Source organism: Actinomycetota bacterium, assembly GCA_035540895.1.
GTDB lineage: Bacteria > Actinomycetota > JAICYB01 > JAICYB01 > JAICYB01 > DATLFR01.
In genome coordinates, this window is sequence record DATLFR010000019.1 from 1 (window position 1) to 11,401 (window position 11,401).

The window sequence follows — 11,401 nt, forward strand, 5'->3', positions numbered from 1 at the left end:
GTGTAGAACCGGCCCTCGAAGCTGAGGGGCTGCGTGCCCTGAAACGCCGCCCAGATCGCGCGGAGCGCCTGGACGTACTCGCGCATCTTCGGGCCGGGCGCCTCCCACGTCATCCCGAACCGCCGCTCGATGTGGCCCTTCACCTGGGTGCCGAGCCCGAGCACGAACCGGCCCTTGGAGGCGCGCTGGAGCTGCCAGGCAGCCGTGGCCGTGACGAACGGGCTGCGCGCGAACGCGATCGCCAGGTTCGTCCCGAGCATCGCCCGCGACGTGGTGCGGGCGACCGGGGCCAGGTCGAGGAAGGGATCGGACTGCGTCTCGGTCGTGTACAGACCCGCGTACCCCATCGCCTCCATGTGTGGGGCGGCGTCGGCGGCCGCATCGATCCCCGGGGGCAGCACGGCGTCGATCGAGAAGCCCATCGCCCGTCCTTTCGCTCTGTCAGACGGTGGAGCGGCCCGGCTCCCGCAGGGAGACGCAGCGCGCCAGCGCGACGCACTCCCTCCAGATGCCGAGCAGCGCCACCGATGCCAGCGCCCAGAAGACACCCTGGAACACGATGAGCGCCAGCCAGCGCGCGAGGGGCGGCGCGGAGGCCAGGCCCACCAGCGCGAGGCGCTCGGCCGGCTGGAACACGACGAGGATCCTGCCCAGGCCGGGGATGGCCAGCGAGAAGAAGCTGAGTATCGCGTGCATCGCGACGCCCCAGACGGCCCCGCCCCGGGCGGCCTCCCCTGGGGTCAGCGGACGGTCGTGAGGCCAGGCTGCCGACGCCCCGTGGGGGTCGGAGAGAGGGGCGGCGTCGGACACCGGCACAGCCTACAGCCCGAGCGAAGCCTGGTCCTCGGGCGGGTGCCGTCGCCTCGGACCCCGCGGCGCTCGTTCGGCGGTCTCCGCCGCCGGGTGTTCCACGATGGCGACGACGCGCGTGGCCATGAAGCGCGCGGTCCGGACGGCCCGTCCCGACCGGGTCACCTCGGCCACCTCGACGGAGCCGCGGGAGGTGGACACCTCCACCCTTCGTCCGTCGCGTGTCGCCTCCATCTCGAACGACCGGACGCCGTCCCCCACGTCGATCACGACCTCGACCCGGTCTCCCCTCATGGCCTCCAGCCTAGCGGGGCCAGCGAGGTGTCAGGCAGCCGAGACGAGCTGGGCGCGGGCCACGATCCTCTTCGAGTGGGTGCCGGCCCGGCGGTCGAACGTCCCCCCGCACGTGATCAGGGTGATCGACGGGACCTCCGTGTACCCCATGATCTTCTCGACGTGGGGGGTGTTGCGGTCGTACGCGCGGACCCAGATGACGGAGTACGTGTAGCGGACCCCGTCCATCGTCACGTGCACGGGGTCCCCCACGCCGATCGTCTGCAGCTGGTTGAACGTCCCGGCCCGGCCGCCGTAGGCGATGTGTCCGGCCAGCACCGGGTTCTGCGTCTGCCCCGGCCAGCCCCCCTGGTCCAGCCACCCGACGTCCCGTGCGTTCCCCGGGACCTGCATCTCCTGGCGGGAGTTGACCCCCACCCGGACGATCGGGGCTGACTGCCCGAGGGTGGGCAGCTCGATCGTCGCGGCCGTCGGCCACGGCCCGGCGTTGCGCTGCGGCTCCCACCGGATGCGGCCTCCCGAGTTCTCGAACCGGTCGACGTCGGACTCGGGGAAGATCCGCTTGGGGATGGGTGTGGGCTCGGGCGTGGGGATAGGCGTCGCGGTCACCCGGACCGCCGCCGCCGAGACGATCTCGCCGCCACCGGGCGCGCACGCCGAAGTGACACAGGCGGAGCATGCGAGGACGAGCAGGAGGCGGGCCGGCGGCTTCATCCCATCCAGCATCGGCCATCTGGGCGGGACCGCAACCCCCCCGGGTGAGATGATCGGGGTCATGGACGAGCTCGCCCGACTGGAGGAGACGATCTCGAACTGCCGGGCGTGCCCGCGTCTCGTCGCCTGGCGGGAAGAGGTCGCCCGGACGAAGAAGGCCGAGTTCCGCGGATGGACCTACTGGGGACGCCCGGTCCCGGGCTTCGGCGATCCCGCGGCGCGCCTCGCCGTCGTCGGGCTGGCCCCGGCCGCCCACGGGGGGAACCGGACCGGCCGGGTCTTCACCGGGGACCGCTCCGCCGACTTCCTCTATGCGTCGATGTACCGGTGCGGACTCGCGAACCAGCCGGACTCGGTCTCCCGCGACGATGGGCTGCGGCTGGACGGCGTCTGGGTCGCCGCGGCGGTCCGTTGCGCGCCCCCTGCGAACAAGCCCACCCCCGACGAGAGGGACCGGTGCCTCCCCTACCTCGCCGAGGAGCTGCGGTTGCTACGGGGGGTCGGGGTCCTCGTGTGCCTCGGGTCGTTCGCCTGGGACGCCGCCCTGCGGGTCCTGCGGGAGCTCGGGCACGTCACCCCGCCGAAGCCGCGGTTCGGGCATGCGGCAGAGGCGCAGGTGGGTCCTTACACGCTGGTCGGGTCGTACCACCCGAGCCAGCAGAACACCTTCACGGGCGTCCTGACCCCACCCATGCTGGACGCCGTCTTCACCCGCGCGATGGAGCTCGGTCGGTTCCCCGTCCGCCGAGACGGGGTATGACGCGGGGCAGGAGCAGAAGGAGGACGCCATGCCCCAGGACTCGTGGAGCCGAAAGCGTGAGCGACAGTACGAGCACATCAAGGACTCCCTGAAGCAGCGCGGGCGCAGTGAGGAGAAGGCGAAGGAGATCGCCGCACGCACCGTCAACAAGGAGAGGGCGCGATCCGGCGAGGCGGAGCAGGCGAGCCGGACCTCGACCGAGGACATCTCCTCCGGTCGCCGGGGCGGCCTGCGCTCCCACAGCGGACCCGGGGGCCGGACCTACGACCAGCTGTATGCAGAGGCGAAGCGCAAGGGGGTCGAAGGTCGGTCGAAGATGAACAAGGCCCAGCTCGAGCGCGCCGTGGACCGCGCCTGACCTAGCTCGGCTTGCGCGCCCGGCCCTTGTGCTTGGGGTTGGGCTGCAGCCGCCCGAGTCCGCGCCAGGCCAGGTTGACCAGGTGGGCGGCGACGACCTGGCGCGAGGGCTTGCCCGCCTCCAGCCACCACCGTCCCACGAGCTCGACCATCCCGACCAGCGCGTGGGAGTAGAGGGGGGCCAGCTTCGGATCGTAGCCGCGGTCGCGGAACTCGTCCTCGAAGATGTACTCGACCTGAGCGGCCACGTCGGCGATGATGCTGCGCAGCGTCCCGCCCGGCCCCCCGGGAGCGTCCCGGACGAGCACCCGGAAACCCTCCGGCTCCTCCTCGATGTAGCCGAGGAACGCGTCCGCAGCCTGTTCGAGCTTCCCCAGCGGATGGCGCGACTCCAACCCCTGGGAGATGCGGTCCAGCAGGTTCGAGACCTCCCGGTCCACCACGACGGCGTACAGACCCTCCTTCCCACCGAAGTGCTCGTAGACGACCGGCTTCGTCACCCCGGCGCGTTGGGCGATCTCCTCCACGGCGGTGGCCTCGAAACCCTTCTCGGCGAAGAGCGACCGGGCGACGTCGAGCAGCTGCTGTCGCCGCTGCTTCCCGGTCATGCGGACGCGCTCCGCCACGGGCTTGCCCTTGTCCCCTCCGCGTGCGGGGCTCAGCTGCGCCGCTTCTCGAGCTGCTTCTCCGTCACCCGGTGCACGTTCGAGACGAGTCCTACCTTCTCCATCCCCGCGATCAGGACGCCGCTGATATCGATCTGCCACGGCTTGATCGCGTTGATGGCCGCGGTGGGGAAGGCGTGGTGGTTGTTGTGCCACGACTCCCCGAAGGAGATCAGGGCCAGGGGCCAGTTGTTCGTGCTCTGGTCGTCGGTCTCGTACGGGCGTCGGCCGAAGTAGTGACAGACGGAGTTGATGCTCCAGGTGACGTGGTGGAGGAGCATCATCCGGACCGCCCCGCCCCACAGGAACGCCGTCACCGCGCCCCGCAGCGTGCCCGTGATCACCAGCCCGGCGACGGCGGGCAGCACGAGGGAGACGATCACCAGCCGCGGGAACGCCCGGTCGATCCGGACGATCATCGGTTCCTTGAGCAGGTCGGGAGCCCAGCGCTCCCGCACGGTCCGCTCCCCCTTCAGCAGCCACCCGATGTGGGCGTGCCACAGGCTGCGCAGGACCCCGTCCTCCGGGTCGGCGTGGGGCGAGTGCGGGTCGCCCTCCTTGTCGGCGAACGCGTGGTGGCGGCGGTGGTCGGCGACCCACGAGATCACCGAACCCTCCACGGCCATCGACCCGAGCACGGCCAGCGCGGCCCGGATCGGGCGCTTCGCCACGAAGGCCCGGTGGGTGAAGAGCCGGTGGTAGCCGATGGCGATCCCGAACCCGAACAGGAAGTACGTGGTCAGCGCGATCGTGAGGTCGGTGGCCGTTATCCCCCAGCCCCAGAGCGTCACCACCGCGAAGACGAGCCCGGCGAGCGGGCCGAGCGTCAACAGCAGCACGGCCGTCTTCTGGAGCCGGATCTCCCGCGGGGTGAGCGCGATGACGCCGGGCACGGGAGCCGGCGGCGGAACGGCTATGGCCATGGAACCCTCCTGCGAGTGGGACCTACGCTTACGGAACCGTAAGTTACCACGCGGTAGGTCGTTTGAAACCCAAGGGGGCGGACCCCACGGCACCGCGCGTATCCTGACAGCAGGATCGCCGCGTCCACCGAGGAGGACCGCAGGATGGACTTCAAGGACTCGCCCGAGGAGGCCGCCTTCCGCGCCGAGGTGCGCGAGTGGCTCGAGGCCAACGCGTCTCGCAAGACGTCCGCTCAGGAAGAGCAGCTGCGCAACATGCTCGAGGAGCCCGACGACGACGACTTCATCTCGAAGGCGAAGGCGTGGCAGAAGAAGCTCTACGAGGGCGGGTACGGCGTGATCACCTGGCCGAAGGCGTACGGAGGCCGCGACGCCTCACCGATGCAGGCGTTCATCTTCGCCGAGGAGATGTCGCGCTACGACGTTCCCTCGGGCACCTACACGATCGGCCTCGGGATGATCGGCCCGACGATCATGGTCCACGGGACGGAGGAGCAGAAGCAGCGCTTCCTCCCCTCGATGGCGGACGGGTCCGAGATCTGGTGCCAGCTCTGGTCCGAACCGAACGCCGGCTCGGACGTGGCGTCCCTGCAGACCCGCGCCGAGCGCGATGCCGCTTCGGGTGACTGGATCCTCAACGGACAGAAGGTCTGGACCACCGGCGCCCACTACTCCAGGTGGGGGCTGATCATCGCCCGGACCGATCTCGAGGCACCCAAGCACCGCGGCATCACCTGCTTCATCGTGGACATGGAGCAGCCGGGCGTGGAGGTGCGGCCGCTGCGTCAGATGACGGGAGGCGCCTCCTTCAACGAGGTCTTCTTCTCCGACGCCAAGGTCCCGGCCGACCAGGTCGTCGGCGACGTGAACGACGGGTGGCGCGTGGCGCTGACCACGCTGATGAACGAGCGGTTCGCGATCGGCGTAGGCGGGGCGCGGGGCGCGTCGCTCAAGCCCCTCTACAAGCTGGCCAAGAAGACCCATCTCGACGGCCGCCCCGCCATCGAGGACCCGTCGATCCGCCAGGAGATGGCCCGCGTGGCCATCCACGCCAAGCTCCTCTCGCTGACGGGCTACCGCGCGCTGACGAAGGTGTCGAAGGGCGGCATCCCCGGCCCCGAGGGGTCGGCCATGAAGCTCGTCGGTACCGGGCTCGCGTCGGAGGTGTCCGAGCTCGGCACCCGGATCCTCGGTCTGGGCGGGGTCCTTCTCGGGCGGGAGGCCCCGGACGCGGGAGCCTGGGCGATGGCCTTCCTGTCCGCCCCCGGGATACACATCGCGGGCGGGACCGACGACATCATGAAGAACATCATCGGCGAGCGCGTCCTAGGTCTCCCGAAGGAGCCCCAGGTCGACCGCGACGTGCCCTTCAGGGAGCTGCGCGTAGGCACCCAGCGGTAGCCCGAGCCGGTCACGGCCGGGCCGCGTACAGGTCCCGCAGGAGTGCGATCTCGGCCAGGTGGTGGATCGCCTCCCGGTTGATGTGCAGGACGAGCGCCGCCATCGGGTGGTCGGCGTACGGACCGGACTGCTTCCCGCAAGGCTGCGCCAGGCCGTCCGGACCGAGCCCCGCCACCCCGTCCCTCCACCGCCGGTGGCTCTCGTCCAGCAACGCCAGCGCCTCGTCCGCCGTGCCGGGCCAATCGACCGAGTCCATGTACGCCTCGAAGTCGATCTCGGGGTTCGGAGGGAAGTAGGCGGCCACACGCGCGCCGAACACCGGTCCGATGAGGTGGCACATCCGCCAGGCGATCGTCGTGAAGGGCACCGGTTCGGGAGGCGGCCACTCCCAGTCCGGGAACAGGCTCCCGTCCTCACGGCGTCGCACCGACCACGCCCCCTCCACCGGCTCCCAGAGGTACTCCTCGTCGGTGAGTCCCTCCAGCCGCGGGCGCGCCTGGTTGTCCCAGTGCCATCCGAGCTGGTCCACCAGCTCGCGGTTCCAGTCGACCGTCATCGCGTCTCCCTCGCTCGTCATGTCACCGACCACGTGTGGATCGGGACCGCGTCCGGCCCGACGGACCGGCCCCCAAGGTTACGAGCGCGACCTCGCCCTCGCCTGAGCCCGCGAGTGAGACGTACACTCCCCGCATGCGTACCGAGCTCGTCTCCGGCAACGAGACGATCTCCGTCGAGCTCCCGGACGATACGGTGTTCCCGTCCGCCGGGATAACCGTCCCCTTCCCGGTCTGCGAGGATCTCGAGGGCGAGGTGGCCCGGGCCCTGCGAGAGCCACTCGACTCGGCTCCCCTCTCCGATCTCGCTCGCGGGGCGCGCCGGGTCACGGTGGCCTTCGACGACCCCACCGTTCAGATGTACGCGCCGCTATGGCCGGTGGCCATACGGGCCCTGCTCGCCGAGCTCGAGGCCGCGGGCGTCGACGCGAGGCAGGTCGACCTCCTCTGCGCGAACGCCCTGCATCGCAAGTGGACGCACGACGAGCTAGCGAAGCTGATCGGCGAGGACCTGGTGACCGCCTTCGCGGACAGGCTCACCTGCCACGACGCGGAGGACCCCGAACACCTCGTCGACCTGGGGACGACCCCCGGCGGTCTGCACGTGGAGCTGAACAAGGCCTGTGTCGACTCCGACCTGGTGGTGTACGTGAACTGCTCCACGGTTCGGGGCTTCTCGGGCGGGTGGAAGTCGATCTGCGTGGGCCTCTCCACGTACCGGTCCATCCGTCACCACCACAACCCAGACGACATGTCCATGTCGCTCCACCGCAACCGGATGCACGCGATGCTCGACGAGATGGGGGCCCTCGTCACCGACCGCCTGGGCTCCCACCGGTTCTTCAAGCTCGAGACCGTGGAGGCCAACCCGCTGCAGGTCTCGCGGGTCTTCGGCGGGACGGTCGACGCCTGCCGGCAGGCGGCCGTAGAGCTGCGCAAGGCTCACCAGCCCGCCCGGCGCGACCTGATCGATGACCCCGCCGACGTGGTCGTGTACGGCGTCCCCGACTGGTCGCCGTACGCGGCGTTCGCGTACACGAACCGGCTCCTGACCCTCGTCTCCACGGGGCTGGGGTACCTGGGTGGCGTGATCGAGGCCTTCGGCGCGCCGGGGTGCACCGCGGTGCTGGCGACCCCGTGTCCGGACCGTTGGGACGACCACCACCACCCGTCCTACCGCGATGTCTGGGAGAACGTCCTGCCGGTCACGCGCGACCCCTACCAGATCGAGCGGGAGCACTCGGAGGCCTACGCGGCCAGGCCCGAGTACGTCGACGCCTACCGCCACCACAACGCCTTCCACGGCTCTCACGCGGTCATGGCCACCTTCCCGTTGAAGCGCCTCCGCCACGCCGGACGGGTCGTCGTCGCCGGCGCCACCGACCCCTCGCTCCCGCGCCACGTGGGGTTCGACGCCACGGAGACCGTGGAGGAGGCCGTGTCCGACGCGCTGTCAGCGCACGGACCGGGCGCTCGCGTCGCCTGCGTCCGCTACCCCCAGGCCTGGAACCGGGCCTGAGGGTGCTTCCCACGGTAGGCCGGGTCTGTCATCATCACGGCAGCCGCAGGAGGGCGGCGATGACCCGGGGGAGGAACATGCGCCGCATAGCTGTCGTACTCATCTACCTGGCCGCGCTGGCGAGCGCCGGCAGCGCCTCGGCGGCCCCCGGGTCGTGGACCGACCCCAAGGGCGACGCCGGCGGCTCACCGATCGACATCGTGGCCGGCTCGCACGGCGACACGAGCACCGCCGTCACATGGACGATCCGCACCGACGGAGGCTTCACGAACGACGACGTAGACGTGATCGTGTGGGGCCTGTACTTCGGCGCGTCGACGGCCGAACCGGACGCGTGCGTGGTCGTCTTCGACACCGGCTCGGCGCTCGACGGCGAGGTGGACGACTGCGGCCAGCGCCGTTTCGGCGACGCGAGCGTCTCTCACTCCGACGGGTCGACGACCCTCACGGTGTCAGCCGCCCGGTCGGTACTGTCCGCCGCCGGTCTGAGGTCGTCCAGCTACCGCTACGAGGTCTACGCGGCGGGGTTCGGCGACTACGACTGGGAGGACGTCGCCCCGAACTCCGGTCCCGTCACCCACACCCTGAACGGCTCGGGTGGCGGTGGCGGGTCCCCCACGCCGGCCCCGGGAGGCCCGACCGCTCGCACGTCCACCCCGGCGGTCGCGCCGGGACAGCAGGTGACCGTCTCGGGGGAGGGTTTCCAGCCCGCGGCGGAGCTCACGATCACCTTCCGCAGCGACCCGGTCGTGGTCGGGCGGACGACGGCGCGGGCGAACGGGTCCTACTCGGCCCGCGTGACGATCCCCTCCAACGCCGCCGTCGGGATGCACACCCTGGAGGTCTCCGGGCTGTCCAACGGGCAGAACCGCACGGCCAGCACCCCTATCCGGGTCGTCGCGGCGGCCTCGCGCAGCGGATCCGACGACCTGCCGGCCTCCGGCGCTCCGCTCACGCAGATGGCCACGTGGGGGTTCATGCTGATCACCGGCGGCGAGGTGCTGCTCGGTGGGGCCCTGTGGGCGACCTGGCCTCGGCGCCGGGAGACCGCGCCGCGGACCGCGCTCTACCCCGAGTGGGAGGCGTGGGAGTCCTGGCAGGACCGCACCTCCCGGTAGCGATCAGTCCCTCGGCCTCCCGATCACGGCGACGCGAGCCGCGAGCCAGGTCGTGATGGGAACCGCCGCCACCAGCCCTATCGACCCCACCATGGTCCGGACGATCTCGGTCGCAACGACCTCCTCGTTCGCCACGTCGGCGAGCCCGGCCTGGCTCACGACGAAGAAGACGAGGAGCGGCATCGCGGCTCCCGCGTAGGCGAGGAGGAGCGTGTTCACGACGGAGGCGACGTGGTCTCGCCCCACCCTCAGCCCCGATCGGTAGAGCTCGCCCGCGGATAGCGTGGGGTTGGCGCCGGAGATCTCCCAGACGGCCGACGCCTGCGTGACCGTCACGTCGTCGAGTGCGCCCAGGGCGCCGATGACGATCCCCGCCAGTACGAGGCCGGAGGCGTCCAGCTGCCCGATGGAGAGCTGGATCAGGATCGCCTCCTCGCTCGCGAACCCCGAGAGGCGGGTCAGCACCACGAACAGGTGCGCGAGCGCGGCGGTGAGGCCGAGAGACGTGAGCGCGCCGAGCAGCGCGACCGTGGTCATGGGGTTGAAGCCGTGGGCCAGGTACAGGGCCAGGTACGCGATGGCGGCGGCTCCGAAGATCGCGACGAGGACCGGCGGACGTCCGGCGATGATCGACGGGAGGATGAACGTGAGCAGCACGACGACGCTGAGAGCGAGCCCGACCAGGGCGGCGGCGCCGCGGGAGCGTCCGAGCACCACGACCGGGATCGCGAATAGGACCACCAACCAGGCCAGGACCGGCTTGCGCTGGCGGTCCAGGAACGAGTACCTGAACCCCTGCTCGGCGGAGGGCTCGTAGCCGAGGACGATCGTCTCCCCGACGTCGAGGTCCGGGCTGGTGGGCAGGTCGGGCAGGACGATCGTCTGGGGGCGGCCGCGGTCCGGACCCTCCAGGGGCGAGGCCACGATCTCCAGGCACCGCTCCCCCGTCCCCTCCGGCGCGTCCTGCTGTCCGGGACAATCGGCCAGGTCGACCGACCGCACCTCGGCGTCGATCCGCTCGGCGAGCGTCCCCGGCACTCCCAACGTCGTATCGTCCGGGGAGACCCTGAGGACGGCTATCCCGACCAGCGTCACCACGGCGCCGGCGACGGCGGCGATCGTCAGCAGGCGCGTGGTGCGCGCCGGGACGTCCAGGTCGGTGCCGTGGGCGTGTCCTGAGCCCATGGATCAGGTCAGGCGGCCGGCGATGTCTTCCATCTCGTCGGGCTCTATCGGCCCCGTCCGGCGCTCGGCCACCCGTCCGTCCGCGCCCACGAACACCCAGAGCGGGAGGTCGCCCGACCCGGCTCCCAGCGCGTCCGCCACCGCACCGTCGGTATCGACCACCACGGGCGCCGTCCAGCGCTCCCGCTGCAACCACGCCCCCGCCGGGTGGTTCGGCCTCTGCGGGTCCTCCGCCGTGGAGACGAGACGGATCTGGACGCCGTCCGGGAGCCGGTCGCGCGCCACCCAGTCGCGGACGACCGGGAGCAGGCGACGGCACTCGGGGCACCAGTGGCTCACGACCAGGACGATGGTGGCTCCCTCCTCGGGCCCGAACCGGACCCGCTGCCCCTCGTGATCGGTCCCGGTCACCGCGGGGACGGGCTGGCCTTCGGCCCGGTCGCGTCCGGACCGGGAGAAGGCCGGGAGGGACTCGCCGGTCACCTCGGCCGCCCTCACCTCCCCGCCGTCGTCGGCCCGAAAGGTCGTCATCAGGGCGGTCGCGACGAGGCCGATGACGAGCGCGAGGATGAGGGCGGCGGCCGCGATGCGCGTCGCGTTCCATTGGCTCGGCGGCTTCGGGCGCCCCGGCTCCGTCCGCGCGCCGGTCCTGGCCTTCGCGGGCGTCGGGCCCCTCCTGCGTCCGGCAGCCTTCCGTCTCTTGCTCATCGACCCCTCCTGTCGGCGCGCGGCACCCGGCGACGGCGCGGTGAACGCGCCGAGTCTATCGGGGGCCGGGTGCGGGTATCTTGCCGACGTGTCCGAACGCATGCTCGCCGGGCGGTACCTCATCGGCTCCCGTCTGGGGTCGGGAGGGATGGCGTCCGTCTACGACGCGACCGATACGAAGCTCGGACGTCGGGTCGCGGTGAAGGTGCTGGCGCAGAACCTCGCCGCCGACCCGGACGCGGTCGACCGCTTCGTCCGGGAGGCGAGATCGGCCGCCGCGCTCAACCACCCCGGCATCGTGAAGGTCTACGACAGCGGACGCGACGGCGACGAGCACTTCCTGGTCATGGAGCTGGTGGAGGGACCGACGCTGGCCGAGGCGCTCCTGAGCGG

15 protein-coding genes are annotated in these 11,401 nt (G+C 71.3%); 6 read left to right on the top strand and 9 right to left on the bottom strand.

Going from position 1 to position 11,401, the window contains the following annotated elements:
* From VM840_00850 to VM840_00865, 4 genes are all read right to left on the bottom strand, one after another.
* The coding region (locus tag VM840_00850) for an LLM class flavin-dependent oxidoreductase (GenBank protein ID HVL80123.1) at window positions 1–422 on the bottom strand (422 nt) is incomplete at its 3' end.
* Window positions 423–441: 19 nt separating this feature from the next.
* The gene (locus VM840_00855) at window positions 442–810 is read right to left on the bottom strand and encodes a hypothetical protein (protein ID HVL80124.1); all 369 of its coding nucleotides are present in this window, start codon (window positions 808–810) and stop codon (window positions 442–444) included.
* A gap of 9 nt (window positions 811–819) precedes the next feature.
* Entirely contained in the window at window positions 820–1,104 is a 285-nt protein-coding gene (locus tag VM840_00860; protein HVL80125.1) for a hypothetical protein, read from the bottom strand.
* A 30-nt stretch (window positions 1,105–1,134) separates the two neighbouring features.
* On the bottom strand, window positions 1,135–1,818 hold the full coding sequence (locus VM840_00865) for a class F sortase (protein HVL80126.1): 684 nt from the start codon (window positions 1,816–1,818) through the stop codon (window positions 1,135–1,137).
* Between the two features lie 49 nt (window positions 1,819–1,867).
* On the opposite strand from VM840_00865, the gene VM840_00870 reads away from it, so the two are divergent.
* Together VM840_00870 and VM840_00875 are read left to right on the top strand one after the other, a co-directional pair.
* On the top strand, window positions 1,868–2,578 hold the full coding sequence (locus tag VM840_00870; protein HVL80127.1) for a uracil-DNA glycosylase: 711 nt from the start codon (window positions 1,868–1,870) through the stop codon (window positions 2,576–2,578).
* Window positions 2,579–2,606: 28 nt separating this feature from the next.
* On the top strand, window positions 2,607–2,936 hold the full coding sequence (locus VM840_00875; GenBank protein ID HVL80128.1) for a plasmid stabilization protein: 330 nt from the start codon (window positions 2,607–2,609) through the stop codon (window positions 2,934–2,936).
* A 1-nt stretch (window position 2,937) separates the two neighbouring features.
* Here VM840_00875 and VM840_00880 read toward each other — a convergent pair whose 3' ends face one another.
* Window positions 2,938–3,543, bottom strand: coding sequence for a TetR/AcrR family transcriptional regulator (locus VM840_00880; GenBank protein ID HVL80129.1), 606 nt, complete (start codon window positions 3,541–3,543; stop codon window positions 2,938–2,940).
* A gap of 50 nt (window positions 3,544–3,593) precedes the next feature.
* Window positions 3,594–4,523 (bottom strand): acyl-CoA desaturase, encoded by a 930-nt coding sequence (locus VM840_00885; GenBank protein HVL80130.1) that lies wholly within the window; start codon window positions 4,521–4,523, stop codon window positions 3,594–3,596.
* Between the two features lie 144 nt (window positions 4,524–4,667).
* Here VM840_00885 and VM840_00890 point away from each other — a divergent pair, with 144 nt between their 5' ends.
* Window positions 4,668–5,924 (top strand): acyl-CoA dehydrogenase family protein, encoded by a 1,257-nt coding sequence (locus tag VM840_00890; GenBank protein ID HVL80131.1) that lies wholly within the window; start codon window positions 4,668–4,670, stop codon window positions 5,922–5,924.
* A 10-nt stretch (window positions 5,925–5,934) separates the two neighbouring features.
* On the opposite strand, the gene VM840_00895 is transcribed toward VM840_00890, so the two are convergent.
* A complete protein-coding gene (locus tag VM840_00895; GenBank protein ID HVL80132.1) occupies window positions 5,935–6,501 on the bottom strand; it encodes a DinB family protein in 567 nt (188 codons plus the stop codon).
* A 113-nt stretch (window positions 6,502–6,614) separates the two neighbouring features.
* On the opposite strand from VM840_00895, the gene VM840_00900 reads away from it, so the two are divergent.
* Both VM840_00900 and VM840_00905 read left to right on the top strand, forming a co-directional pair.
* Window positions 6,615–7,997 carry a lactate racemase domain-containing protein gene (locus VM840_00900; protein HVL80133.1) on the top strand — a complete coding sequence of 461 codons (1,383 nt, stop codon included), beginning with the start codon at window positions 6,615–6,617 and terminating at the stop codon, window positions 7,995–7,997.
* A gap of 59 nt (window positions 7,998–8,056) precedes the next feature.
* Entirely contained in the window at window positions 8,057–9,115 is a 1,059-nt protein-coding gene (locus VM840_00905) for a hypothetical protein (protein ID HVL80134.1), read from the top strand.
* 3 nt (window positions 9,116–9,118) lie between these two features.
* Here VM840_00905 and VM840_00910 read toward each other — a convergent pair whose 3' ends face one another.
* Both VM840_00910 and VM840_00915 read right to left on the bottom strand, forming a co-directional pair.
* Entirely contained in the window at window positions 9,119–10,300 is a 1,182-nt protein-coding gene (locus VM840_00910) for a YibE/F family protein (GenBank protein ID HVL80135.1), read from the bottom strand.
* Window positions 10,301–10,303: 3 nt separating this feature from the next.
* The gene (locus VM840_00915; protein ID HVL80136.1) at window positions 10,304–11,008 is read right to left on the bottom strand and encodes a redoxin family protein; all 705 of its coding nucleotides are present in this window, start codon (window positions 11,006–11,008) and stop codon (window positions 10,304–10,306) included.
* Window positions 11,009–11,096: 88 nt separating this feature from the next.
* Here VM840_00915 and VM840_00920 point away from each other — a divergent pair.
* On the top strand, window positions 11,097–11,401 hold a 305-nt coding region (locus VM840_00920; GenBank protein ID HVL80137.1), incomplete at its 3' end, for a protein kinase.